At 71.4% G+C, this 25,629-nt stretch carries 18 protein-coding genes; 9 read left to right on the top strand and 9 right to left on the bottom strand.

The annotated features are described in order from the left end of the window. Positions 1-152 precede the first annotated feature (152 nt). Complete coding sequence (locus OIE67_RS09185; RefSeq protein ID WP_326638560.1) at positions 153-3,086, top strand: SNF2-related protein; 2,934 nt, start codon at positions 153-155, stop codon at positions 3,084-3,086. Beyond that, positions 3,086-3,856: an SWIM zinc finger family protein gene (locus OIE67_RS09180; protein ID WP_106234546.1), complete on the top strand. Its 771-nt coding sequence runs from the start codon at positions 3,086-3,088 to the stop codon at positions 3,854-3,856. The genes OIE67_RS09185 and OIE67_RS09180 overlap by 1 nt, the downstream gene beginning before the upstream one ends. Before the next feature lie 18 nt (positions 3,857-3,874). Here OIE67_RS09180 and OIE67_RS09175 read toward each other — a convergent pair whose 3' ends face one another. The 8 genes from OIE67_RS09175 to ctaD all read right to left on the bottom strand — a co-directional run bounded on the left by OIE67_RS09175 (position 3,875) and on the right by ctaD (position 12,803). Next, positions 3,875-4,813: a diacylglycerol/lipid kinase family protein gene (locus OIE67_RS09175; RefSeq protein WP_106234544.1), complete on the bottom strand. Its 939-nt coding sequence runs from the start codon at positions 4,811-4,813 to the stop codon at positions 3,875-3,877. A gap of 46 nt (positions 4,814-4,859) precedes the next feature. Then, positions 4,860-7,562, bottom strand: coding sequence for an immune inhibitor A domain-containing protein (locus OIE67_RS09170; RefSeq protein ID WP_326638553.1), 2,703 nt, complete (start codon positions 7,560-7,562; stop codon positions 4,860-4,862). Between the two features lie 151 nt (positions 7,563-7,713). Continuing rightward, positions 7,714-8,064, bottom strand: coding sequence for a fumarate reductase subunit FrdD (frdD, locus tag OIE67_RS09165; RefSeq protein WP_326638551.1), 351 nt, complete (start codon positions 8,062-8,064; stop codon positions 7,714-7,716). After that, positions 8,061-8,468 carry a hypothetical protein gene (locus tag OIE67_RS09160; RefSeq protein ID WP_326638549.1) on the bottom strand — a complete coding sequence of 136 codons (408 nt, stop codon included), beginning with the start codon at positions 8,466-8,468 and terminating at the stop codon, positions 8,061-8,063. The genes frdD and OIE67_RS09160 overlap by 4 nt, the downstream gene beginning before the upstream one ends. Further along, positions 8,465-9,223: a succinate dehydrogenase iron-sulfur subunit gene (gene sdhB / locus OIE67_RS09155; RefSeq protein ID WP_219911607.1), complete on the bottom strand. Its 759-nt coding sequence runs from the start codon at positions 9,221-9,223 to the stop codon at positions 8,465-8,467. The genes OIE67_RS09160 and sdhB overlap by 4 nt, the downstream gene beginning before the upstream one ends. Then, positions 9,216-10,952, bottom strand: a complete 1,737-nt coding sequence (frdA, locus tag OIE67_RS09150; RefSeq protein WP_326638547.1) for a fumarate reductase (quinol) flavoprotein subunit — start codon at positions 10,950-10,952, stop codon at positions 9,216-9,218. The genes sdhB and frdA overlap by 8 nt, the downstream gene beginning before the upstream one ends. Positions 10,953-10,957: 5 nt before the next feature. Then, positions 10,958-11,191: a hypothetical protein gene (locus OIE67_RS09145; RefSeq protein ID WP_326638545.1), complete on the bottom strand. Its 234-nt coding sequence runs from the start codon at positions 11,189-11,191 to the stop codon at positions 10,958-10,960. Positions 11,192-11,225: 34 nt separating this feature from the next. Further along, on the bottom strand, positions 11,226-12,803 hold the full coding sequence (gene ctaD, locus OIE67_RS09140) for an aa3-type cytochrome oxidase subunit I (protein ID WP_326645275.1): 1,578 nt from the start codon (positions 12,801-12,803) through the stop codon (positions 11,226-11,228). Positions 12,804-13,101: 298 nt separating this feature from the next. Between ctaD and OIE67_RS09135 the strand changes: the two genes are divergently transcribed. Beyond that, a complete protein-coding gene (locus tag OIE67_RS09135; protein ID WP_326638543.1) occupies positions 13,102-14,307 on the top strand; it encodes an aminotransferase class I/II-fold pyridoxal phosphate-dependent enzyme in 1,206 nt (401 codons plus the stop codon). 12 nt (positions 14,308-14,319) lie between these two features. Here the strand turns inward: OIE67_RS09135 and OIE67_RS09130 are convergent, their stop codons facing one another. Beyond that, positions 14,320-14,898: a hypothetical protein gene (locus OIE67_RS09130; RefSeq protein ID WP_326638540.1), complete on the bottom strand. Its 579-nt coding sequence runs from the start codon at positions 14,896-14,898 to the stop codon at positions 14,320-14,322. A 113-nt stretch (positions 14,899-15,011) separates the two neighbouring features. Between OIE67_RS09130 and OIE67_RS09125 the strand changes: the two genes are divergently transcribed. The 6 genes from OIE67_RS09125 (at position 15,012) to OIE67_RS09100 (ending at position 25,578) form a co-directional block, all read left to right on the top strand. Then, the gene (locus OIE67_RS09125; protein ID WP_326638538.1) at positions 15,012-16,373 is read left to right on the top strand and encodes an FAD-binding oxidoreductase; all 1,362 of its coding nucleotides are present in this window, start codon (positions 15,012-15,014) and stop codon (positions 16,371-16,373) included. Positions 16,374-16,637: 264 nt separating this feature from the next. Then, complete coding sequence (locus OIE67_RS09120) at positions 16,638-19,064, top strand: serine/threonine protein kinase (protein WP_326638536.1); 2,427 nt, start codon at positions 16,638-16,640, stop codon at positions 19,062-19,064. 271 nt (positions 19,065-19,335) lie between these two features. Then, a complete protein-coding gene (locus tag OIE67_RS09115; protein ID WP_106234528.1) occupies positions 19,336-20,934 on the top strand; it encodes an acyl-CoA carboxylase subunit beta in 1,599 nt (532 codons plus the stop codon). Then, positions 20,931-23,054 carry an acetyl/propionyl/methylcrotonyl-CoA carboxylase subunit alpha gene (locus OIE67_RS09110; RefSeq protein ID WP_326638533.1) on the top strand — a complete coding sequence of 708 codons (2,124 nt, stop codon included), beginning with the start codon at positions 20,931-20,933 and terminating at the stop codon, positions 23,052-23,054. Before OIE67_RS09115 ends, OIE67_RS09110 begins: the two co-directional genes overlap by 4 nt. After that, the gene (locus OIE67_RS09105) at positions 23,051-23,830 is read left to right on the top strand and encodes an enoyl-CoA hydratase-related protein (RefSeq protein WP_326638531.1); all 780 of its coding nucleotides are present in this window, start codon (positions 23,051-23,053) and stop codon (positions 23,828-23,830) included. The genes OIE67_RS09110 and OIE67_RS09105 overlap by 4 nt, the downstream gene beginning before the upstream one ends. Before the next feature lie 2 nt (positions 23,831-23,832). After that, positions 23,833-25,578: an acyclic terpene utilization AtuA family protein gene (locus OIE67_RS09100; RefSeq protein ID WP_326645272.1), complete on the top strand. Its 1,746-nt coding sequence runs from the start codon at positions 23,833-23,835 to the stop codon at positions 25,576-25,578. Positions 25,579-25,629 lie beyond the last annotated feature (51 nt).

Genomic DNA, 25,629 nt, shown 5'->3' with positions numbered 1-25,629 from the left:
CGTCTTCGTGGCGGTCCCCGATCTTCCGCCGCCGGCGGTAGCCTGCCCGGGTGCTGGTACATGGGGTTTGGACGAGGGACGGCCTCGCCTTCTGGGCGGAGACCACTGACCCCGGACCCGTTGCCGCGGTCTCGTCGCGGGGGGCCGGTGCGGTGCGGGCCCATCCCTTCGCGGCGCCTTCGGCGGATGTCGCCGCCGTGCTCGGTCTGGGCGACGCCGGAGCCCGGACGCTGGAGCTGCTGCTGCCAGGGTCGGCCAAGGGGCCGCTGCCGTCGCCGGAGACCGGGCGGCTGGCGGGGGTGTCCCGGCCGAGGCTGCGGCTGTGGCGGGTGCCCGCCGTGGCCCCCGCCGTCCCCGGCGCGCTCGACGCGCTGGCCGGCCACACCGGCACCGCGACGATGCGCCACTGGGCCACCGTCGCCGCCTTCGCCCGCGACCTGGTACGCCGGGGTCGCGTCCTCCCCCGCCTGATCCGCCCCGACCAGGCAGGGGAGGACGCGGCTGCCCACGACGGCGAGCGCCCGACGACCGGCAGCACGACGACCGGCAGCACGACGACCGGAAACACAGCGGCCGGGAGCGATGCCGACGGCATGAGCATGTGGGCCGTCGCGCCGGACGACGCCAGGGCCGGATGGCGGCCGGTGCTCACCGGGGCCGACGCCGCCTACTTCCGCGAGCTGGCCCTGGCCATGCCGCCGGCCTGCCGTACCGCCGCCACGGAACGCCCCTCCGCCGAAGTGCTCGAACAGGCCCTGGAGGCGTTCACCGACGCCGTGGCGCGCACGACGCCGACGGCCCCGCTGATCTCCAGAAAGCCGAGGACCACCCGGGAACGCTGGCTGGCCGCCCTCTCCGGCGACGCCCCCGCCTGCCCCGACGACCCCGAGCTGCACGGCGAGCTGGAACGCTGGCACGACTCGGTGGTGACCGCCGAGGGCGCGACGCGCGTGTGCTTCCGGCTGCTGGAGCCGGCCGACACCGACGACTGGCGGGTCGAGCTGGCGTTGCAGGCCACCGACGACCCCAGCCTGTACGTCCCGGCAGCCGCGCTCTGGGACGGCGTGACAGGACTGCCCGGAAGACCGGAACGCGACCTGCTGACCGGACTGGGCCGCGCGGTCAGGCTCTACCCCGAGCTCGACCGCGCCCTGCGCGTCCCCGAGCCGAGCACGCTCGATCTGGACACGGCGGGCGCGTTCGGCTTCCTGCGCACGGCCGCGCCGCTGCTCCAGGCGGCCGGGTTCGGGGTGCAGCTGCCGCGCTGGGCCGGCCGCACCCGGCTGGGGCTGAAGCTGACCACCAGGACCAAGACACAGTCGGCCGCCGCCGGCCAGGGCTTCGGCATGGCTGAGCTGCTGGACTTCCGCGTCGACCTGGCGGTGGGCGAGGAGACGATCAGCGAGGAGGAGCTGGCCGAGCTGGCCAGGCTCAAGGTGCCGCTGGTCAGGGTGCGCGGCCAGTGGGTGGAGCTGGACGACAGGCAGCTCAAGGCGGCGTTGCGGGCCGTCGAGGGCGGCCGTACGGGCGAGGCGAGCGCCGCCGACCTGCTGCGCGAGATCGTCCAGAACGACGACGAGCCGCCGCTGCTGGCGGTGGACGCCGACGGCGCGCTCGGCGACCTGCTGTCCGGGCAGGCCGAGCGGCGGCTGACCCCGCTGGCCACGCCGCCGGGCCTGGACGCCGCGCTGCGGCCGTACCAGGAACGGGGGCTGGCCTGGCTGAGCTTCCTGTCCGGGCTGGGCCTCGGCGGGGTGCTCGCCGACGACATGGGGCTGGGCAAGACGATCACCACGCTGGCGCTGCTCGTGCACGAGGGACCCGGCGCGCCGACGCTGCTGGTGTGCCCGATGTCGCTGGTGGGCAACTGGCAGCGGGAGGCGGCCAGGTTCGCGCCGGGCCTGCGGGTGTACGTGCACCACGGCAGCGGCAGGGACGCGGCCGAGATCGACGGCGCCGACCTGGTGATCACCACGTACGGCACCGCCCAGCGCGACCTGGAGACGCTCAAGGAGCACACCTGGCGCAGGGTCGTGTGCGACGAGGCCCAGGCGATCAAGAACAGCGGCACGCTCCAGGCCAGAGCGGTGCGCTCGATCCCCACGGGGACCAGGCTCGCGCTGACGGGCACCCCGGTGGAGAACCACCTGGCCGAGCTCTGGTCGATCATGGAGTTCGCCAACCCGGGGCTGCTCGGGCCGCGCTCGCGGTTCAGGACCCGGTTCCAGGAGCCGATCGAGGCCCGCCAGGACGAGCAGGCGGCCAGGGCGCTGCGGCAGGCGACGGGCCCGTTCATCCTGCGCCGCCTCAAGACCGACAAGTCCATCATCTCCGACCTGCCGGAGAAGCTGGAGGTCAAGGAGTGGTGCCCGCTCACCACCGAGCAGGCCACGCTCTACCAGGCCGTCGTGGACGACATGCTGGCCAAGATCGACGACAGCGAGGGCATCGAGCGGCGCGGCCTGGTGCTGTCGGCCATGGCCCGGCTCAAGCAGGTCTGCAACCATCCCGCCCACCTGCTCAAGGACGGCTCCGTGCTGGCGGGCAGGTCGGGCAAGCTGGCCCGGCTGGAGCAGCTGGCCGAGGAGATCCTGGCGGAGGGCGAGAAGGCGCTGCTGTTCACCCAGTACGCGGAGTTCGGCACGATGCTCCAGCCCTACCTCGCCCAGCGGCTGGAGCGGCCGGTCCTGTGGCTGCACGGCGGCCTGCCGAAGAAGACCCGCGACCGCCTGGTGGACCGGTTCCAGCACGACGACGAGCCGACGCTGTTCGTGCTCTCGCTCAAGGCGGCCGGCGTCGGGCTCAACCTGACGGCCGCCAGCCACGTCATCCACGTGGACCGCTGGTGGAACCCGGCCGTCGAGGACCAGGCGACCGACCGCGCGTTCCGGATCGGCCAGCGCAAGAACGTGCAGGTACGCAAGCTCATCTGCGCCGGCACCCTGGAAGAGCGGGTGGACGAGATGATCGAGCGGAAGAAGGCCCTGGCCGAGCGGGTCGTCGGCACCGGCGAGGAGTGGCTGACCGACCTGTCGACCGAGGAGCTGCGCGAGGTGTTCGCGCTGACCGCCGAAGGGGTGAGCTGATGTCCGGCTGGTACGACGGCGGCGGCCCGATCAAGGTCGAGAACGGGCTCAAGGCCCGCACCCGGCGTGGCAGCATCGGCTCCACCTGGTGGTCGCGCCGGTTCATCGACATCCTGGAGCGCATCTGCGACAAGGGCCGCCTGTCGCGCGGCCGCGCCTACGCCCGGCAGGGCCAGGTGCTGTCGATCGACCTGTCCGCCGGCGAGGTCAGGGCCGCCGTGCAGGGGTCGCGGCGCACGCCGTACGAGGTAGTGGTGCGGATCGAGGCGTACGACGAACGGCGCTGGACGGCGGTGGAGGAGTCGATCGCGGCGCAGGCCGTCTACCGGGCCAAGCTGCTGGCGGGCGAGATGCCGCCGGAGATCGAGGAACTGTTCGCCGCGATGGGGCTCGACCTGTTCCCGCGCGACCTCGACATGGACTGCTCGTGCCCCGACTGGGGGTTCCCCTGCAAGCACCTGTCGGCGGTGCTCTACCTGCTGGCCGAGTCGTTCGACGACGATCCGTTCCTGGTGCTGGCCTGGCGCGGCCGGACGCGCGAGCAACTGCTCGGCTCACTGGCCGACGAGCCGGCGGCCGACGTGCTCTCGGTTCCGGACGTGCCGTTCGCCGACCGCCTGGCCGACTTCTACGCTCCCGGGGCCACGGCGCACCGCCCGGAGCGGCGGACCGCGACGGCCGCCCCCGACCTGCTGCTGCGCGTCTTCCCGCCGCCCGGCGACCTGGCGCGCCCGCTCACGAAGGCCTACCAGGGCTTCGCCGACGCCTGAAGCAGGTTCCCTGGGGGCTCAGCGGTCGTCGAAGGCGGCGGGCACCATGACGCGCACCCCGTTCGGCACCACGCGCAGCCTGATCGGCGTGCGCAGCCGCACCTCGCCGTCCACGTCGGCGGCCATCGGCGGGTCGGTCTCCAGCAGCATCTCGCGCCCCGTCACGAACGGCCCGCCCGCGAGGCTGCGCCAGCGGCCGGTGGTCGCCCGCAGCAGCGTCTCGCCGAGCAGGCGCAGCTTCTTGCCCGAGCCGAGCTGGTAGGCGACCAGCATGCCGTTGTCGATGCTGATGTCTCTCGCCACCTGCCAGCCGCCGTGGAAGCGGCCGTTGGCGATGTTGAGCTGGTGGGTGAGCAGTTCGTGGCGCTGGCCCTCGACCGTGATGTAGGCGCGGAACGGCGTGTGGCCCGGCAGGATCGTCAGCGCCGTGAGCGGGTAGGCGGGGCGGCCCACGATGCGCTTGAGCCACGGCTTGACCTTGCCCGCCACCTCGACGGAGACGCCGAAGCTGGCCAGGTTGGCGAACGGCCGGTCGTCGGCCATGCCGAGGTCGATGTCGGCCACCTTGCCCTCGGCGAACACCTTGATCGCGCCGGCCAGGTCGAGCGGCAGGCCGAGGCTGCGGGCGAAGTTGTTGGTGGTGCCGAGCGGCAGCACGCCGAGGGCGACGTCGCGGTGGGCGACGTGGCGTACGGCGGAGGACAGGGTGCCGTCGCCACCGCCGACGATGAGCAGGTCGGGGTCGGTGGCGAGGGCGGTGTCGAGCAGGTCGCGCAGCCGCTTGGGGTTGTAGACCGACAGCTCGGCCAGCGGCTCGAACCCGAGGTTGTGGATCTGCTCGATCACCTCGAAGTAGTGGCGGCGCCCGCGCCGCGAGCGAGTGTTCACCACCACCGCCACCCGGCGATCGCGCTGGATCGCCTGGGTGTGCTCGTCTTTGGTGCGCAATTCGCTCATGGTCATCAATGTTAGGGCCGCCGGGATGGCCCGGCGGCCCCTTGATTCACTTCTTCGGCGGGACCACGTGGACGATCGCGCCGAGGTTGCCCGGCAGCGGGCTCACCAGCTTGAACTGCACGCCCAGCGCCTTGCCCTCGTCACCGGGATTGCCGGTGCCGAGCGTCGAGCCGGCGGCCACCTGGCCGTACAGCTCCGTGGCGGGGGTGCCGTCCTGGTGCACCACGCGGGTGGAGTAGCGCTGGTCGCCCTTGGAGGGCACGACCACCGAGGCGTCGACGTCCCGGTAGTACAGGCCGGTGCCGATCTGCTCGATGCCCGGGTACCAGGTCTTGGCGTCGGTGAAGGTGGACACGCCCTTCTGCGCGGGGAAGTCCGTGCAGTAGGCGCTGTACGGCTCGTCCGCCGCCTCCAGGCACTCCTTGAACGGGTACGTCTTGCCGAACCCGAACGCGGCGTTGGAGGTCTGGACGCGGCCCTGCAGGTTCTTGTTGAGCGACGGGTCCTTCGTGGCCGCGGCGCCGGTGCGGCGGAGCGGCTCGAAGTGGGAGTCGACGACCAGCAGGCTGCCCTTGGGGCCGACGCTCGGCGACTGGGTGACGGTCGATCCGATGTTGTTGTTGATGAACGTCGAGTCGCGGTACCACACCAGCAGGCCAGGGGCGTTGTACTTCACCTTCTGCACCTTCCACGCCCCGTCACGGAGGTAGTCGGTGTCGTAGGTGTACTGCAGGCCCTTGTCGAAGCCGTCGAAGTTGCGCCACTCGGCGAGGTAGAAGCGGGAGATCTCGCGCTCGCCGTTGTTGCGGGTCCAGCCGGAGCCGCTGGTGTTGGTGAACGTGCCGCCGACGGGCTTCCAGCCGGTGTCGCTCTCGACGTCGTCACTCCACACGGAGGTGGCGCCGTTGGTGAGCTCGAAGTCGTCGGCGTGCCAGCCGCGCTCCTGGAAGGCGGCGTCGGAGTTGAACGTCAGCCGCAGCTTGACGTCCTGCCCGGCGAACGGCGTCAGGTTGACGTAGTCGTGCCGCCAGCCGCCGCTGTCACCGGTGAGGCCGTACTTCTTGTCGCCGAACGTCTTGAGGTTCTTGTTCGGGTCCGGGTAGTCGTCGGCCGTGCTGACCTCGTTGCCGGCCTCGTCGAAGACCTTCTGCTGGGTCCACGTCTCGCCGCCGTCGGTGGAGACCTCGACGAAGCCGAAGTCCCAGTCCTGCTCGATGACGTAGTTGTTCCACATCCAGAACTTCACGTCGGTGCCGGCGGGCACGGGCACGTCGCGGGTCAGGGTGAGGTTCGCCCAGTCCTGGTCGAGGCCGCTCCACCAGGCGTTGGAGCCGCTGTGCACGTCGATCATCTTCAGCGGCGTGGAGGCCAGGTTGACCCGGACGCCGTCCTCGGTGAGCTTGGGCGTGCGCGAGGACTGGCCGACCGTGACGAGCTTGGCTTTGTCACCCGGGTTGAACGTCTTCGGGTTGGCCCAGCCGAGCACCCACTTGTCCCACAGGCCCATGTGCGTCGGCATCGACTGGAAGATCGGGCCAGAGTGGGAGCCGCTGGACATGAGGTCCCAGAAGTCCACCGCGGAGCTGGCCGCGCCGGAGGTGTCGTACAGGTCGGGCAGGCCGAGGTCGTGGCCGTACTCGTGGGCGAAGACGCCGACGCCGGAGTCCTCGGGCTGCACGATGTAGTTCGAGATCTTCTTGTCGGTGCCGGGGATCTTGTAGCCGCCCGCGACCGCGCTGGAGTGCGCCCAGATCGCGTACGTGCCCTCGGCGCCGCCGTCGGAGGACTTGTCCTTGCCGGCGTGCACCAGCACCAGGTGGTCGATGACGCCGTCGGGCTCGTTGAAGTTGCCGTCGCTGTCGGCGTCGGAGATGTCCTCGACGTCGTAGTCGGCCCACGGGAAGTCGGGCTGCGCGGCGGCCAGGGCCTCGACCGTGTCGATCGGCAGCTGCTGGGCGCCGAGCGGGTTGTCCGGGTGGCCGGACATGTCCTGCGGCGCGCCGCCGCAGGCCGCGGCGCCGTAGTACGCCTCGGAGTGGGGCACCTTGATCCAGCCGACCGCGGAACCGGTGACGGAGTAGGCCCCCTTCGACATCTCCTCGTACATGTTCTTCATGGTCTGGCCGGAGATGTCGATGCCGCGCCTGCCGTCGCGCGGGTCCTTCAGGTCCGGGCGCACGCGCTCGGTGATGCCCTTGTCCGTGTAGAGCATCTTGTTGAAGTGCGCGGTGCTGAAGTCCTTGACCCAGAAGGAGTTGTTGTCCTTGTGCGGCAGCGTCGCCGGGTCGGGGATGTTGTTGTGCAGCGGGCCGTTGAGCAGCGTGCCGGCCGGCTCGACGGCGCAGTCGTTCGGCGCGCTGTTGACCGTGCGCAGCCGGTTGAAGCCGGAGAAGTCGTCGTTGGCCTGATCGTTGAACTCGACGAGCACGGTGAGGAGCTTGGCCGTGCGGGTCTGCTTGGAGTTCTTGAAGATCCATTCAGCGGGGTTGCGGCCGGACTTGACGGCCTGTCGCTCGCGGGCGGCGAGAATGCGACCGGCGGCCGGGTTCCCGCTGCTGAACTTGCGGTCGAACTTCTGTGCGGGAGTGAGGGAACGGGCCCGCTGATCGACGACCGCGGGGTCCTTGACGTCCTTCTCCACCTGCGGAGGGGCGTAATTGATGTAGAAGTCCGAGGCCGTGGGGTCGTAGACCGCGACGGAGCTCGCCTGCGCGGCGGGCACGGACAGCGCGGCGGCGAGAAGGGCCACCGCGGGAAGTGTTGCTAACAGGCGCTTTGTGCTGGGCACCAGGAACCCTCTCTGCCCGGGATCGCCGGGCGCATGGCCATAGGGTGTGCAATGCCGGACGTTAGAGGGTAGGTCAACCAGTCGTAAAGTACGTTGTTGAAACGTGATAAAACTACGACATTTGCCCCATCAATACGGCGGCGACGACCCCGCCCGCGACGGCTCCGCCGTAACAGAGCAGCGCGATCACCACGTCGAATCTGGCGATGCCGAACAGCTCCTCGCTGGTGTGCCGGACGCGGTGCGCGGCGTGGAAGAGACACAGCACGACGACCACGACCAGCGCCACCCGGACCGGCGGACTGTCCAGCAGCGCCCGCAGGTGCTCGGCGGCGGGCCAGTCCACGACCCCGAGCGGCATGAGCACCCCGAACAGCAGCACCAGCACGGGCAGCAGCAGCGCCGCCACCACTCCCCCGCCGCTGAACAGCAGCCACAGGTACGGCTCCGGCGTGCGCCTCACTGGAACCCCCTCAGCACGAAGAACGCGACGACCGCCGACACCGCCAGCCACAACGAGTGGTTGCCGCCCTGGATCAGCCACGCGGGCAGCCGGTAGCCGTCCAGGCGCACCACGGTGGCCCTGGGCGCGAGGTTGAGGAACGTGATCGCGTGGAAGCAGGTCGCGGCCAGGGCCAGCACGTTGAGCGCGATCATCCACGGCCGGGCGGCCAGCGCCGCGAACTCCGGCAGGCTCCCGCCCAGCACCGCGTCCACCAGCAGCAGCAGGAAGACGACCGTCCAGGCCACGAAGACGCTGGTCAGCTCGCGCAGCACGAAGACGGTGTAGGCGCGGCTGCGGGCGAACCAGAAGGCGTCGCGGCGCGGCCGGTAGCCGCCGGGGGTGACGTCGTCGCGGGTCTTCATCGCCGGCTCCACGGCAGCACCGAGCGCAGGGCCGCGGTCAGCTTGTAGCGCTGGATGGCCTCGGCCGGATCCACGTGCTTGGGGCAGGCGCTGGTGCACTCGCCGACGAACGTGCAGCCCCACACCGAGTCCTCCAGGTTGAGCACGTCGAACCGGTCGCCCATGTCCCGCGAGTCCAGGTTGTAGCGCTGGGCGAGCGCGATGGCGGCCGGGCCGAGGAAGTCGGGGTCGAGCACGTAGACGGGGCAGGCCGAGTAACACAGCAGGCAGTTGATGCACATGCTGTACTGCTTGTACGCCTCCAGCTGCTCGGGCGTCTGGGCGTACTCGGCCGTCAGCGGCGGCTCCTCCCCCTCCCTGATCAGCCACGGCCGCACGGACGACAGCTTGGCCAGGAAGTCGTCGATGTCCACGACCAGGTCCCTGATCACGGGGAAGCCCTTGAGCGGCTCGATCCTGACCGGCCCCTCGCCGTACTCGGACAGGAAGGTGCCGCAGGTCAGCCGGGGCTCGCCGTTGACGTTCATGCCGCACGAGCCGCATACGCCCATCCGGCACGACCAGCGGAAGGACAGGCTGCCGTCGAGCCGGTCCTTGATGTAGTTGAGCCCGTCCAGCACGGCCCAGTCGGCCATGAGCGGCACCTCGTACTCCTGGAACACCGGCTCCGCGTCCTCGCCCGGCCGGTAGCGGGAGACCTCCACGCGGATCGTGCGCGTGCTCGCCCGCCGTACCGCTTCGGTGGTGTCAGTCACGGCCGTAGACCCTTTCTCCCGGAGGCCAGCGGGTGATCGTCACGGGCAGCAGCCCGACGGACGGGGAGCCGTCGGGCGCGCGGTGCACGAGCGAATGGGCCAGGTACGTCTCGTCGTCCCTGGCGGTGAAGTCGGTGCGCTGGTGCGCGCCGCGCGACTCCTGCCTGTTCAGCGCGCAGGCCACCACGGTCCGCGCGATCTCCAGCATGGCGTGCAGCTCCTGCAGGCTGATCAGCTCGGTGTTGAAGGCGGTGCTGCTGTCGTCGACGCGCGCCTCCTGGGCCCGCTCGCCCAGGTCCGCGAGCGTGTCGACGGCCTTGGTCAGCACGTCTCCCGCGCGGTAGATGCCGGCGGCTCCCTCCAGCGTGTGCTGCATCCGCTCGCGCAGGTCGGCGATCCGCTCACCGTGCCCGCCGCCCCCGCGCACGCGTTCCAGCCGCCGCCGCTCGTCCTCGCCCTGGGCGCGTACGGCGGACGCCTCCGCCTGCCCGGCGTGCGACCTGGCGAACGCGGCGGCGGCGATCCCGGCCCGGCGGCCGAAGACGAGGATCTCGGGCAGCGAGTTGGAGCCGAGCCGGTTGGCGCCGTTGATGCTCACGCACGCCGTCTCCCCGGCCGCGAACAGGCCGGCGATCGGGGTGGCGCCGTCGATGTCGGTGTGGACGCCGCCCATCATGTAGTGCGCGACGGGCCGCACGGGGATGAGGTCGGTGGCCGGGTCGAGGTTCTGGTAACTGCGGCACAGCTCGCGCACGAACGGGATGCGGGCGTCGATCTTCGACTCGCCGAGGTGGCGCAGGTCGAGGTAGACGACGGGCCCGTACGGGGTGTCCACCGTGCGGCCCTTCTCCTGCTCGTGCACGAACGCCTGCGACAGCCGGTCGCGCGGCCCGAGCTCCATGCTGCGCAGCTTCGGCGTGGGCGTGGGGCTGCCGAGGTCGTAGTCCTGGAGGTAGCGGTAGCCGTCCTTGTTGATCAGCCAGCCGCCCTCCGCCCTGGCCGCCTCGGTGATGAGGATGCCGGTGAAGGGCAGGCCGGTGGGGTGGTACTGGACGAACTCCATGTCCTTCAGCGGCGCGCCCTCGCGGTAGGCCAGGGCCATGCCGTCGCCCGTCTTGATGGCGGCGTTCGTGGTGAAGGGGAAGACCTTGCCGCAGCCGCCGGTGGCCAGGACGACCGTTCTGGCGGGGATGGTCTCGATCCTGCCGGTCCTGATCTCGACGGCCACGACGCCGTGGACCCGGCCGTCGTCGACGACGAGCTTGGTGACGTACCACTCGTCGTACCTGATGATGTCCTGATATTTCAGGGTGGTCTGGAAGAGCGTGTGCAGCAGGTGGAAGCCGGTCTTGTCGGCGGCGTACCAGGTGCGCATCTTCTTCATCCCGCCGAACGGGCGCACCGCGACCCGGCCGTCGCTCTCCCGGCTCCACGGGCAGCCCCAGTGCTCCAGCTGGATCAGCTCCTTGGGCGCCTCCGACACGAACGCCTCCACCGCGTCCTGGTCGCAGAGCCAGTCGCCGCCCGAGATCGTGTCGTAGCAGTGCTCGTCGAGCGTGTCGCCGGCACCGATCACGGCCGCGGCGCCGCCCTCGGCGGAGACGGTGTGGCTGCGCATCGGATAGACCTTCGACACGACCGCCACCCTGAGCGAGGGGTCGGTCTCGGCGACCGCGATCGCCGCCCGCAGCCCCGCTCCGCCTCCCCCGACGATGAGCACATCGATCATTGGGGTCACACTCCGTGGTCCGGCTGGATCGGGTCCTTCACGCGCTTGCCGTCGTGGCGGATGGCGGACAGGTGGATGCTGCCGTCGTGGTACTCGTGGCGGATCCTGCGGCAGCCGCAGTCGAAGAGCTGATCCCGGATGACCAGGCCGTAACCGTCGTCGTCGAGAAGACGTTCACCGCCCGATCTCCTCCCGCAGGGGGCAGTCTCAGGATCGAAGGGAGTCTTCGTGCCGGTCATCGCCGATCTCCTTAGATGGGCGAAACATGGGGGGTCAGCCAGGCTCGTCCTGCTTCTCGTGCGGGTAGTGCAGGTCGAACGCGGGCCGTTCGGAGCGGATGCTCGGCATGCTGGTGAAGTTGTGTCGTGGCGGCGGGCAGCTCGTGGCCCATTCCAGGGACCCGCCGTAGCCCCACGGGTCGTCGAGGGTGACCTTGGGCGCGTGCCTGGCGGTCTTCCAGACGTTGTAGAGGAACGGCAGCGTCGAGGCGCCCAGCAGGAACGCGCCGACCGAGGAGATCTGGTTGAGCGTCGTGAAGCCGTCGCCCGGGCTGTAGTCGGCGTAACGCCTGGGCATCCCGGCCTGGCCGAGCCAGTGCTGGATGAGGAACGTGGTGTGGAAGCCGAGGAACAGCGTCCAGAAGTGCACCTTGCCCAGCCGGTCGTCGAGCATCCGGCCGGTCATCTTGGGCCACCAGAAGTAGAACCCGGCGAACATGGCGAACACCACCGTGCCGAAGACCACGTAGTGGAAGTGGGCGACGACGAAGTAGGTGTCGCTGATGTGGAAGTCGAGCGGCGGCGAGGCCAGGATGACGCCCGTCAGGCCCCCCAGGAGGAACGTGACGAGGAAGCCCACCGCGAACAACATGGGCGGCTCGAAGCTCAGATGGCCCCGCCACATCGTGCCGATCCAGTTGAAGAACTTCACGCCCGTCGGCACCGCGATGAGGAACGTCATGAACGAGAAGAAGGGCAGCAGCACCTGCCCGGTCGGGAACATGTGGTGCGCCCAGACGGTCATCGACAGCCCGGCGATGGCGATGGTGGCGCCGACCAGGCTCATGTAGCCGAAGATCGGCTTGCGGCTGAAGACCGGGATGACCTCGGTGACGATGCCGAAGAAGGGCAGCGCGATGATGTAGACCTCGGGGTGGCCGAAGAACCAGAACAGGTGCTGCCAGAGCAGCGGCCCGCCGTTGCCGGCCACGAAGACCTGCGTGCCGAGCTTGCGGTCCGACTCCAGCACCAGCAGCGCCGCCGCCAGCACGGGGAAGGCCATCAGCACGAGCATGCTGGTCAGCAGCACGTTCCAGGTGAAGATGGGCATCCGGAACATGGTCATCCCGGGCGCGCGCATGCCGATGATCGTGGTGATGAAGTTCACCGCGCCGAGGATCGTGCCGAGGCCGGACAGCGCCAGGCCCATGATCCACAGGTCCGCGCCGACCTGCGGCGAGTACACCGAGTCCGACAGCGGCGTGTAGGCGAACCAGCCGAAGTCGGCCGCGCCGCCCGGCGTGAAGAACCCGGCCACCACCATGAGCCCGCCGAACAGGAACAGCCAGTACGCCACCGCGTTGAGCCGCGGGAAGGCCACGTCCGGCGCGCCGATCTGCAGCGGCATGACCACGTTGGCGAACCCGGCGAACAGCGGCGTGGCGAACAGCAGCAGCATCACCGTGCCGTGAATGGTGAACAGCTGGTTGTACTGCTGCTGGCCGACGAGTTGCATGCCGGGCGCGGCCAGCTCGGCCCGGATGATCATGGCCATGATGCCGGCCACGAGGAAGAACCCGAACGAGGTGATCAGGTAGAGGTACCCGATGACCTTGTGGTCGGTCGTCGACATCCAGGAGGCGATGACGGTCCCGGTGCGGCGGCGCCTGACCTGCTCGATCGAGGTCTCGCGAACAGTCGTCACGGGTGCTCCCTCCGACGCGGAGTTGTGCCTGCCCCGATCTACCCATTCCACGCCAACGATCGCCGCTCGGGAAGTCGTTCTTTGACATTCGCCACCGAAACCTTTGGCGATCACCTCCGAAGGACCCGTCCGGCGCCCTTTCCGTGCCGTCCACATGGCGGATATCGAGCGGTCCACCCGGCGGCGTCTTCTATCCTTCGATAAGCCGAACCGAGGAGAGAACATCGTGACCGCTCAGCGTGACTACGCCGCCCTCGTCCAGCGGGGGCTCTCGCTCGACCTGACCCGGGGCAAGCCGTCGCCGCGCCAGCTCGATCTCTCCAACGCCATGCTCACGCTGCCGGCGTCGTACCGGGCGGCCGACGGCACGGACGGCCGCAACTACGGCAACCTGCAGGGGCTGGCCGAGCTGCGCGAGCTGTTCGCGCCGCTGATCCAGGTGCCGGCCGGTCAGCTCGTCGTCGGCGGCAACGCCAGCCTGGCCCTGATGCACGACACGATCGTGCACGCGCTGCTGAGCCCGGTGCCCGGGGCCGCGCGCCGGTGGATCGAGGAGCCGGAGATCACGTTCCTGTGCCCGGTCCCCGGCTATGACCGGCATTTCACCATCTGTGAGCGGTTCGGCATCAAGATGGTCAGCGTCCCGATGAACGCCGACGGCCCCGACATGGACGTCGTCGAGCGCCTGGTCGCCGCCGACGCGAGCGTCAAGGGCATGTGGTGCGTGCCGAAGTACAGCAACCCGACCGGCGTCACCTACAGCGACGAGACCGTGCGCCGGCTGGCCGCCATGACCACCGCCGCCCCCGACTTCCGCCTCTTCTGGGACAACGCCTACGCCGTCCACCACCTCACCGACACCCCCGCCGAGCTGGCCGACCTGCTCACGCTCAGCGCGGAGCACGGCCACCCCGACCGCGTGTTCGTCTACGCCTCGACCTCCAAGGTGACGCTGGCCGGCGCGGGCGTGTCCTTCTTCGGCTCCTCGCCGGAGAACGTGAAGTGGTTCCTGCACAACACCTCGAAGCAGTCCATCGGCCCCGACAAGATCAACCAGCTCCGCCACGTGGAGTTCCTGCGTGACGGCGCCGGCGTGGCCGCGCACATGCGGCGGCACGCCGAGCTGGTCGGGCAGAAGTTCGAGCTGGTGGACAAGATGCTGACCGAGCGGCTCGGCGGCCTGGCCACCTGGACCAGCCCGAAGGGCGGCTACTTCGTCAGCCTGGAGGTGCCGCACGCCGCCGAGGTGGTGGCGAAGGCCAAGGCGGCCGGGATCGCGCTGACGCCCGCGGGCGCCACGCACCCGTACGGGAAGGACCCCGAGGACCGCACGATCAGGATCGCGCCGACCTTCCCCGAGCTGGACGAGCTGGAGCAGGCCATCGACGGGCTGGCGACCTGCGTGCGGCTGGTCGCCGACGAGCGGGGCTGAGCCCGCCCGCGGTCATCTGGGGGCGCCGCCGTTCCTGAAGCCGAAGATGTACTCGCGCGTCTCGCTCGGATGGAACGGGACGCCGACCTCCGGCTCGAAGGCGACGTTGTCGCGGGGGCAGTAGTAGAGGCGTTCCCAGACGGTCAGGGCCTTCTCCCTGGCCGGGGCCTCCTGCGTGTCGCGCTTGCGGGCGCCGTACGAGCCGAGCACGTTGAGCAGCCCCAGCCCCCAGAACAGGCCCGTCAGGCAGAACGGCGCCAGCAGTACTTCGCCCCAGCGCGGGTCCTGCCCCATGGCGATCACCAGCGACACGACCAGATGCACCAGGGCCGCCACCAGCAGCAGCACGTAGCCCTGGTTCCTGGCCCACGGCGTGTAGTGGCGGGCGGGGAACGACAGCCAGACGGCGAGCTGCGTCCGGCTCATGACGTGCTTCGACGCGCCGAGCGAGGCCGCCGTCGGCAGATCGGCGATCTCACGCGTCCCCGGTAACCTGACCCGCCCGATTCTGTACGTGGTACCGGCGGCGACCGCCCCGGGAACCGCTACGACCTGGCCGGTCTCCGAGCACACCGGGCACCTGACTTCCACCCGGGCAGTCTGGCCTTAAGGAACGCACTGCGCAAACCGTCCGTCACCCCTGGCGGCCGGGCCGTCCCGACCTGGCGCTTCCCCGCGCCGGGCGTGCGCCTAGGGTGCATAGTGTGAGACCGATCGATGCCCTGGTGAAGTCCCTGCCCGAAGCCCGCGTCATCACCGACCCCGACGTGATCGACTCCTATGCCCGTGACCGCACGTTCCTGGAGCCCGGCAAGCCGGTCGGCGTGGTGCTCGCCGCCTCGCGCGACGACGTGGTGACCACCCTGCGCTGGGCCACCGAGCACCGGGTGCCGGTGGTGCCCAGGGGCGGGGGCACCGGCCTGGCCGGCGCCTCGGTCGCCGGCGACGGCTCGATCGTGCTGTCGCTGGCCAGGATGACGGCGATCAGGGAGCTGTCGCCGGCCGACGAGATCGCCGTGGTCGAGCCCGGTGTCATCACCGCCGACCTCGACCGGGCCGCGAGGGAGCACGGGCTCATGTACGCGCCCGACCCGTCCTCGTACGAGATCTCCACCATCGGCGGCAACCTGGCCACCAACGCCGGCGGGCTGCGCTGCGTGAAGTACGGCGTGACCAGGGACTCGGCGCTCGGCCTTGAGGTCGTGCTGGCCGACGGCCGGGTGCTGAACACCGGCCGGCGCACGATGAAGGGCGTCACCGGCTACGACCTGACCGGCCTGTTCGTCGGCTCGGAAGGCACGCTCGGCGTGATCACCGCCGCCACCGTGCGGCTGCGCCGCGCGCCGGCCGCGCCGCCCGCGACGTTCGCCGCCGAGTTCGGCTCGCTGCGCGACGCGGGCGCGGCCGTCTCGGCGATCATGGCGGCCGGTTGCCAGCCGTCGCTCATGGAGCTGCTCGACCGGGCCACGCTGGAGGCCATCGACGAGTGGCGCAACATCGGGCTCGAACCCGGCACGCAGGCCATGCTGATCGGCCAGTCCGACGCCGCCGACAGCCAGGTCATGGCCGGGCGCATGGAGGCGATCTGCACCGAGAACGGCGCCTCGTTCGTGGCCGTGTCCTCCAGTCCGGAGGAGGCCGACGAGCTGATCGGGCTGCGCCGGCTGGCGTACGGGGCCAAGGAGCGGCAGGGGGCGTGCCTGGTCGAGGACGTGTGCGTGCCCCGGTCGGCACTGCCCGACATGATCACCGCGATCGAGGCGGCGGCGGTCAGGCACGGCGTGCGGATCGCCACGGTGGCGCACGCGGGCGACGGCAACGTGCATCCGGTCTTCATCTTCGAGCACGGGTCGGTGGAGCCGCCGCCCGAGGTGTGGGCCGCGGCGGACGAGGTGTTCAAGCGGGCGCTGGAGTTCGGCGGCACGCTCACCGGGGAGCACGGGGTGGGGTTGCTGAAGCGGCGCTGGCTGGGGCTGGAGGCCGGGCCGGTGGCGGAGGAGGTGCAGCGGGGGATCAAGGCCGTCTTCGACCCGCTCGGCATCCTCAACCCCGGCAAGGCGATCTGACGCCCTCCGACCCGCTCGGCCCCCGCCGCCCTCGGCGAATCCGACCGCTCGGTGATCGCGGCCGCGGCGAGGCGATCTGACGTGCGCGGTAAATCGATCTTGCCTTGACCAAGCCGTGACTTCGGTCACGGAAGCGCACTCGACCTGCACGAAACGCTGACTTTGCTCGTCAAAACATGAAACTTCTGACAGGTCCGGCAGACGCCCCGTCTGTCGCGCTGGTAGCGTTTTGCCTCATCTATTGGGTGGTAATGGGGGTCCGACGTGAATCAGTTCCAGCCGTTGGCGGCGGACGACCCGCGGCGGCTGGGGGCGTTCGACATCGTCGCCCGGCTCGGCGAGGGCGGCCAGGGCGTTGTCTATCTCGGCAAGAGCGACTCCGGTGAGCAGGTCGCGGTCAAGCTGCTGCACCACGCTCTGGTGGCCGACACCGACGCCAGGACGCGATTCCTGCGCGAGGTGGCGGTGGCCCAGCGGGTGGCCAGGTTCTGCACCGCTCCAGTACTGCACGCCGACCTCGACGGGAGCCGGCCGTACATCGTGAGCGAGTACGTCCCGGGGCCGTCGCTGCGGGAGCTCGTGATCAACGAGGGGCCGCGGCGGGGCGCGGCGCTCGAACGCCTGGCGATCAGTACGGCCACCGCGCTCGCGGCCATCCACCGCGCCGGGATCCTGCACCGCGACTTCAAGCCCGCCAACGTCCTCATGGGGCCCGAGGGTCCCGTCGTGATCGACTTCGGCATCGCCCGCGCCCTCGACTCCCCCGGCGCGACCGCCACCGGCATGGCCATGGGGACGCCTTCGTACCTGGCGCCCGAGCAGCTCAGCGGGGCGGCGGTGTCCGAGGCGGCCGACGTCTTCGCGTGGGGCGTCACGATGGTGTTCGCCGCGACGGGCAAGCCCGCGTTCGGCGCCGACTCCATCCCCGTCGTGATGAACCGGATCCTCAACGAGGAGCCGGAGCTGGAGCAGATGGAGGGCGGGGTCCTCGGGGACCTGGTGGCCGCCTGTCTGTCGAAGGACCCGGCCCAGCGGCCCAGCGCCGACGAGCTGATCGTGCACCTGACCGGCCAGCCGGCCCCCAACGCGGCCGTCGAGCCGATCACGGGCCGGCAGAAGACGGCCGGCGCAGCCGCGGCGGGTGCCGCCGCGGCTCACGCGGGCGGTGGCGCGGGTGGAGCCGGCGGCCCGAAGGGCGCCGGCGGCAGCGGTGGTGCGGCCGGCTCCGCGCAGGACAACTACCCCGGTCCCTGGCACCAGCCGACCGGCCCCGTCGCGGTGGGCGGACCGCAGCAGACGGGTCCGCAGTCCGTGGCGCCGCCGCAGACGGGCGACTACGGCCACGCGGCCGCCGCCGCGCAGGGCGGTCCCGCAGGGCACGCGCCCCAGGCCGGAGCTCAGGCGGGCGCGCCGCACGGCGGCCAGGGCGCTCCCCTGGCCGGTGCGCCGCAGACCGGGCCGCTTGGCACGCCGCCGGCCGGACCGCATGGCGCGGCTCAGGCCGGACCGCAGGGCGGGCCGCATGGCGCGGCTCAGGGCGGACCCCAGGCGGGCATGGCGCCCGGAGCGCAGGCGGGCATGGGGCAGGGCGGTCAGGCCGGTGGGGCGTTCGGGGCACAGCAGCCCGGCGGCTTCCCGCCCGGCGCTCCGCAGCCGCCGCACGGTCCCGCCCAGGGCGGGATCGGGATGCAGGCGTCCGGGATGCCGCACGGCCCCGGCGTTCCGCCCGGCGGCCCCTTCCCCGGCGGGCCCGGCCACCCCGGTGGACCCGGCGCCGGTCATGGCGCGGGCGGTCCTAGTGCCGGTAGTCCTGCGGTCGGTGGTCCAGGGGCCGGTGGTCCTGGTTCGGGTGGTCCTGGCGCCGGTCATGGTGCCGGTGGGCAGTCCGGTGACGGGGTGCCCGCCAAGCAGCGTCGTACGCTGACCCTCGCTCTCTCCGGCGCCGCCGCGGCCGCGCTGCTCGTCGTGGCCGGCGCGGTCGTCGTCCAGGCGAACAGCGGCAAGGAGGTCCCGGTCGTCGCCGTGGGCAACACCAGCGAGCCCGACGGCGGCTCCGGCGCGGGACAGCCGGGCGAGCCGCCCGAGTCCGTGCCGATCCCGACGGACAGCACGCCTCCTGTCCCCACCCTGGACATCGAGGAGAAGAAGACGCGCAAGCCCACCAGGGAGCCCGTCGCCCAGGTGCCCAACCCGGCCACGCAGGCTCCCCGGCCGCAGACCACCACGAGCCGGCCGCAGGCCACGCCGACCAAGAAGAAGAGCAGGAACATGGTCGAGCCGGATCCCGATCCGTCGACCCGGCCGTTCGACGAGCAAGGGAAGGCCACCGACCAGCCGGCCAAGCCGTCGCAGCCGCCGCTGAAGCCCAACACGGCCACGCCGGTCGGGGTGTGCGGCGCCGGATACAAGGTGATCAACTCGCACAAGCTGGGCGAGGGCGCCACGACGTACCTGCTCTACCACGCCGGCGCGGGCAAGAACTGCGTGGTCACCATCTCGCGCATGGTGATCCCCGGCAAGGTGAACATGAACGCGATCCTCCAGGTCAAGGGCGGCTCCAGCGGGAGCAACCCGGGCAAGTTCACCTCGTACGCCGGTCCCGTCCGTCTGGCCGCCAAGAAGAAGTGCGTCATCTGGGGCGGCACGTGGCACAAGACCTCGTGGAAGTCCGGCTGGAGCCACTGCACCTGACCTCGGGCATCCCTGCCCTCGGGCACCTGACCCCGGGCACCCCTGGCCTTCGGCATCCCTGGTCTCGGGCACCTGATCCTGGGAGCCCGGGTCCTGGGCGGCCGAGTCATGGGAGCCCGGGTCCTGAGCGGCCCGATCCGTGCGTCCGAGCGGGACGAGTGGTGTCCCGTTCACGAGCCGTCGCCCGTCATCGGGCGGCGGCTCGGTCTGTGCCGGGGGCACCGGGCTGCGCTAGCGTGCTCACCACATGATCGTCGGCTCTGCCGGAGGAGTGCGCGTGATCAGGAGCAGGCTCGACACGGACAGCGAGGACTACCGGCTGCGCCGTGAGGCGATGCTGACCAGGCTGGCCGAGCTCGACGCCGAGCAGTCCAAGGCGGTGGCCGGCGGCGGCCAGAAGTACGTCGAGCGCCATCGTGCCCGCGGCAAGCTGCTGGCCAGGGAGCGGATCGAGCTGCTCGTCGACCCCGACTCCCCCTTCCTTGAGCTGTCGCCGCTGGCGGCGTGGGGCAGCGAGTTCCCCGTCGGGGCGAGCGTGGTGTCCGGGATCGGGGTGATCGAGGACGTCGAGTGCGTGATCACCGCGAACGACCCCACGGTCCGCGGCGGCGCCTCCAACCCGTGGACGCTGAAGAAGTCGCTGCGCGCGGCGGAGATCGCACTGCGCAACCGGCTCCCGTACGTCAATCTCGTCGAGAGCGGCGGCGCGGACCTGCCCACGCAGAAGGAGATCTTCATCCCCGGCGGCCAGATCTTCCGCGACCTGACCCGGCTGTCGGCGGCCGGGGTGCCGACGGTCGCGCTGGTCTTCGGCAACTCCACGGCCGGCGGGGCCTACGTGCCCGGGATGAGCGACCACGTGGTGATGGTGCGGGAGCGGGCCAAGGTGTTCCTCGGCGGGCCGCCGCTGGTCAAGATGGCGACCGGCGAGGAGTCCGACGACGAGTCACTAGGCGGCGCGGAGATGCACGCCAGGATCAGCGGGCTGGCCGACCACCTGGCCGTGGACGAGCTCGACGCGCTGCGGATCGGGCGGCGGATCATCGCCTCGCTCGGCTGGCGCAAGCGCGGCTTCGTGCCGGACGGGCCGGTGCGGGAGCCGGTGTACGCGGCCGACGAGCTGCTCGGGATCGTGCCTGAGGATCTCAAGGTGCCGTTCGACCCGCGCGAGGTGATCGCCAGGGTGGCCGACGGGAGCGAGTTCGACGAGTTCAAGCCGCTGTACGGGGCCTCGCTGGTGACCGGGTGGGCGAAGATCCACGGTTATCCGGTGGGCGTGCTGGCCAACGCGCGCGGCGTGCTGTTCAGCGAGGAGTCGCAGAAGGCCGCGCAGTTCATCCAGCTGGCGAACCAGTCGCGCACGCCGCTGCTCTTCCTGCAGAACACGACCGGCTACATGGTCGGCAAGGACTACGAGCAGGGCGGCATCATCAAGCACGGCGCGATGATGATCAACGCGGTGTCCAACTCGACGGTGCCGCATCTGACGGTCGTGATGGGCGCCTCGTACGGGGCGGGGAACTACGGGATGTGCGGGCGGGCCTACGATCCCCGCTTCCTGTTCAGCTGGCCCAGCGCCAAATCGGCGGTGATGGGGCCGGCGCAGCTGGCCGGGGTGATGTCCATCGTGGGACGGGCCTCGGCGCTGGCGAAGGGCCAGGTCTACGACGAGGAGGCGGACGCCGCGATGCGGGCGATGGTGGAGGAACGGATCGAGGCCGAGTCGCTGGCCTTCTTCCTGTCTGGGCGCCTGTACGACGACGGGGTGATCGACCCGCGCGACACGCGTACCGTGCTGGGCCTGTGCCTGTCGGCGATCAACAGCGCGCCGGAGCCGGAGCCGGCCGGGTTCGGGGTGTTCCGCCCGTGATCAACCGCCTGCTCGTCGCGAACCGGGGGGAGATCGCCCGCCGGATCTTCCGTACCTGCCGGGAGCTCGGCGTCTCGACGGTCGCGCTCTTCTCCGACCCCGACGCGGACGCGCCTCACGTGGCCGAGGCGGACCTGGCGGTACGTCTGCCCGGCGCGCACCCGGCGGACACCTATCTGGACGCAGCGGCGATCCTGGCGGCCTGTACGGCCACCGGAGCGGACGCGGTCCACCCCGGATACGGCTTTCTGTCGGAGAACGCCGACTTCGCCCGGGCCGTCATCGATGCCGGGCTGGTGTGGATCGGCCCGCCGCCCGAGGCCATCGCGGCCATGGGCGTCAAGATCGGGGCCAAGCGGCTGATGGCGGCGGCCGGGGTGCCCGTGCTGCCCTCGTACGACCTGTCCGAGCCCGCCGCCGTGACCGTGCCCGATCCCGCGTCCGCTCCGGCGTCCGATGCCCCGACCGACCCGACGTCCGACCCGATGTCCGACCCGGCGCCCGATCCGGCGTCCGACCCGGCGTCCGTGCCCGTGGAGTTTCCGCTGCTGGTGAAGGCGTCCGCGGGCGGGGGCGGGCGCGGGATGCGCGTCGTGCGGGCGGCGGGTGAGCTGGCGCGGGAGGTGGAGTCGGCGCGGCGGGAGGCGGCGGCCGCCTTCGGCGACGGCACGGTCTTCGCCGAGCCGCTGCTGGAGCGGGCCAGGCACGTCGAGGTCCAGGTGCTGGCCGATCAGCACGGGACCGTGTGGGCGCTGGGCGAGCGCGAGTGCAGCGTGCAGCGGCGGCACCAGAAGGTGATCGAGGAGTGCCCCGCTCCCGGCATCTCCCCCGGCACACGCGAGCTGCTGCACGACGCCGCCGTCCGCGCCGCCCGCGAGATCGGCTACGTGGGCGCGGGCACGGTGGAGTTCCTGGTCGACGGGGAACGGGTGGCGTTCCTGGAGATGAACACCCGGCTCCAGGTCGAGCATCCGGTGACCGAGCTGGTGCACGGGGTCGATCTGGTGCGGCTGCAGCTGGAGGTGGCCGAGGGGGCGGCGCTGCCGTCCGTCCCGCCGGAGCCGGCCGGGTGGGCGGTCGAGGCGCGGCTGTACGCCGAGGACTCCGCGTACGTGCCGCAGTCGGGTGTGTTGCGGCGGTTCGAGATCGCCGGCGACGTACGGGTGGATTCCGGGGTGGAGTCCGGGTCCGTGGTGTCGCCCTACTACGACGCGATGCTGGCCAAGGTGATCGCGCACGGGGCCACGCGGGAGCAGGCGGTGCGGAAACTGGTGACGGCGCTGCGCGGGGCGCGACTGCACGGCCTCACCACCAATCGGGATTTACTGGTAAATATCCTGACGAATCGGGAGTTCTTGGCCGGCGACACGCACACCGCCTTCCTCGCCCCCGGCGGCCCCCTTCACCCCAGCCCCACGCCCGGCAACCCCACCTCTGACGGCCCTGCCGCCGACGGCGGTGCCGGCCCGGACGGCGATGGCGAGCTGAGCAGCGGTGCCGGACTGAGCAGCGATGCCGCGTCGGGCGGTGGTGCTGGTCCCATGGGCGGGGCGGAGGAGCTGGCGGTGCTGGCGGCTGCTCTGGCCGTCGCCGCGGGCAACCGGCGCAGGGCCAGGGTGCTCGGTGGGCTGCCCGGCGGGTGGCGCAACGTCCGTTCCCAGCCCCGCCGTACCCGCTTCGCCGAGATCGAGGAGGACGTCGTCTACGACCCGCTGCCCCCGGGCGTCACGGTCGTCCGGGCGGAGCCGGACGGGGTGGTGCTGGAGCGGGACCGCGTCCGGCACGCCTTCGACGTGGCGCGCTACCCCGACGGGAAGGTCTGCGTCGACCACGCCGGCGGCCACGCCGAGCTGACCCCGCTCCCCCGCCTGCCCGAACCCGCCGACCAGGTCGCCCCCGGCTCACTCCTGGCTCCCATGCCGGGTAGCGTGCTGCGGGTCGAGGTGGAGCCGGGCGACCGGGTGACCAAGGGCCAGGAGGTCCTCGTCCTTGAGGCGATGAAGATGGAGCATCGGATCGCCGCGCCGGCCGACGGCGTGGTGGCCGCCGTACACGTGGAGAAGGGCCGCCAGGTCGACGCGGGAGCGGTGCTGGCGGTCATCGAAGAGGGGGACTCATGACGGACCTGGTGCACAAGGACCTGGCGGGGGGCGTCGCGACGATCACGCTGGACTCGCCGCCCAACCGCAACGCCCTGTCCTCGCGCCTGCTCGCCCAGCTGTCGGACCGGCTGAGCTGGGCGCTGTCCGAGCCCGAGGTCAGGGTGATCGTGCTGACGGCCACCGGCAAGGTGTTCTGCTCGGGGGCCGACCTCAAGGAGCAGCGCGCGGCGGAGGGAAGCCCCGACGCGCCGGTGACGGCGTCGTTCCCCGAGGTCCTCGAACTGATCTGGGACAGCCCCAAGCCGGTCGTCTGCCGGCTCAACGGCACCGCGCGGGCCGGGGGCCTGGGGCTGGTGGCCGCCTGCGACTTCGCCGTCGCGCCGCTGACGGCGTCGTTCGCGTTCACCGAGGTACGGCTCGGGGTCGCGCCGGCCATGATCGCCGTGCCCGTGCTCAGGAGGCTGAACGCCCGCGCGGCGGCCGAGTACTTCCTGACCGGCGAGGTGTTCGACGCGGCGCGGGCGGCGGAGATCGGCCTGCTGTCGCGCGCCGTCCCCGAGGACGAATTGGACTCGGCCGTCGCCCACTACACCGGGATGCTGATCAAGGGTGGCCCCGAGGCGCTGGCGATCACCAAGCGGCTGGTCAGGGAGGTGCCCGCGATGTCGTTCCGCGACGGGCTGGGCCGGATGACCGAGCTGTCGGCCGAGCGCTTCACCTCGGACGAGGGCCAGGAGGGCATCGCCGCGTTCATGGACAAGAGGGCCCCCAAGTGGGTCCCGCCGCAGGGCTGAGCATGGTGCTGCGCATCGCGAACTGCAGCGGCTTCTACGGCGACCGCCTCTCCGCGGCCAGGGAGATGGTCGAGGGCGGGCCGATCGACGTGCTGACCGGCGACTGGCTGGCCGAGCTGACAATGCTCATCCTGGCCGGGAACCGGCTCAAAGGCCGTCCCGGCTACGCGCCGACGTTCCTGCGCCAGCTCGAAGAGGTGCTCGGCACCTGCCTCGACCGGGGCATCAAGATCGTGACGAACGCGGGCGGGCTGGACCCGGCGGGCTGCGCGCGGGCCGTGCACGAGCTGGCCGGACGCCTCGGCCTGTCCCTCTCCGTGGCGCACGTGACCGGCGACGACCTCACCGGCCGGCCGCTCGACCTGGTCAACGCCGACACCGGCGAACGCCTGGAGGCCACGCCGCTGACCGCCAACGCCTACCTCGGCGGCCGGCCGATCGCCGCCGCACTGTCGGCGGGGGCGGACGTGGTCGTGACGGGCCGGGTGACGGACGCGGCACTGGTGACGGGGCCGGGCATCTGGCGGTACGGGTGGGGTCCCGACGACCTCGATCCGCTGGCCGGGTCGGTGGTGGCGGGGCACGTGATCGAGTGCGGCTGCCAGGCCACGGGCGGCAACTACGCCTTCTTCCAGGACGTACCCGACCTCGCGCACTGCGGGTTCCCGCTGGCCGAGCTGCGGCCCGACGGCTCCAGCGTGATCACCAAGCATCCCGGCACGGGCGGGCTCGTCTCGGTCGGCACGGTCACGGCGCAGCTCGTGTACGAACTGGGCGGCCCCCGCTACCTGGGCCCCGACGTGACGGCCAGGTTCGACACGATCAGGCTCTCGGGCGACGGGCCCGACCGGGTGCTGATCTCCGGCGTCTGCGGCGAGCCGCCGCCCGGCACGCTCAAGGTGGCCGTCAACTACCTCGGCGGCTACCGCAACACGATGACGCTCGTGCTGACGGGTCTCGACCTGCCGGCCAAGGCGCGGGTGGCGGAGGAGGCCCTGTGGGCGCGGATCCCGCGGGAGTCGTTCGACGAGGTGGACGTGACGCTGACGGACTCGGGGCTGCTGCGGATCACGGTGATGTCCGCCGACGAGCGCACGGCGGGCCGGGCCTTCTCCTCGGCCGTGGTGGAGACGGGGCTGGCCAGCTATCCGGGCTTCTACGGGCTGACTCCGCCGGGGAACGCGTCGGCGTACGGGGTGTACTGGCCGGTGCTGGTGCCGACGTCGGAGGTGCGGGCGCGGGTGTTCGTGGACGGGGAGGAACTGCCGTCCACACCACCGGAGACGCCAGAAACGCCGCAGACGGCAGGAACGGCGATGTCGGCGGAACCGCCACCGGAGACACCGGAACCTCAAGCCACGCCGGCCACCGTCGAATCCGAGCCTTCGTCGGCGGCGGAGCCCGCCGGCGACACGGAGACCGTGCGGATCCCGCTGGGCCGGGTGGCCGGTGCGCGGTCGGGGGACAAGGGCGGCAACGCCAACCTGGGCGTATGGGCCGACACCCACGAGCGTTACGCGTGGCTGGCGGGTCACCTGACGGTCGAACGGCTCAAGGAGCTGCTGCCCGGCCTGGCGCCGTACCGGATCGACCGTCATCCGCTGCCCAACGTCAACGCGCTCAACTTCGTCGTCCACGGGCTGCTCGGCCGCGGCGTGGCGGCGAGCCCGCGGATGGACCCGCAGGCGAAGGCCCTGGGCGAGGAGTTGCGCGCCTGTCCTGCGGACGTTCCCGTCACGCTGGTGTGAGGCCGGAATCCGGGTTGACCGTGCGAGCGGCGCTCTCTAGGGTCGAGGCGC

The sequence above is a fragment of the Nonomuraea fuscirosea genome, from assembly GCF_035917475.1.
In the GTDB taxonomy this organism is placed as follows: Bacteria; Actinomycetota; Actinomycetes; order Streptosporangiales; family Streptosporangiaceae; genus Nonomuraea; species Nonomuraea fuscirosea.
The sequence above is the reverse complement of the archived record's forward strand: the minus strand, read 5'-3'. Positions and strand labels throughout refer to the sequence as shown.

Bases quoted from the DNA above. Each gene is read 5' to 3' on its own strand.
- frdA (WP_326638547.1), bottom strand. From the start codon at position 10,952: ATGATCGATGTGCTCATCGTCGGGGGAGGCGGAGCGGGGCTGCGGGCG.
- ctaD (WP_326645275.1), bottom strand. From the start codon at position 12,803: ATGTCGACGACCGACCACAAGGTCATCGGGTACCTCTACCTGATCACC.
- OIE67_RS09160 (WP_326638549.1), bottom strand. From the start codon at position 8,468: ATGAAGACCCGCGACGACGTCACCCCCGGCGGCTACCGGCCGCGCCGC.
- OIE67_RS09180 (WP_106234546.1), top strand. From the start codon at position 3,086: ATGTCCGGCTGGTACGACGGCGGCGGCCCGATCAAGGTCGAGAACGGG.
- OIE67_RS09175 (WP_106234544.1), bottom strand. From the start codon at position 4,813: ATGAGCGAATTGCGCACCAAAGACGAGCACACCCAGGCGATCCAGCGC.
- OIE67_RS09105 (WP_326638531.1), top strand. From the start codon at position 23,051: ATGACGGACCTGGTGCACAAGGACCTGGCGGGGGGCGTCGCGACGATC.
- OIE67_RS09100 (WP_326645272.1), top strand. From the start codon at position 23,833: ATGGTGCTGCGCATCGCGAACTGCAGCGGCTTCTACGGCGACCGCCTC.
- OIE67_RS09145 (WP_326638545.1), bottom strand. From the start codon at position 11,191: ATGACCGGCACGAAGACTCCCTTCGATCCTGAGACTGCCCCCTGCGGG.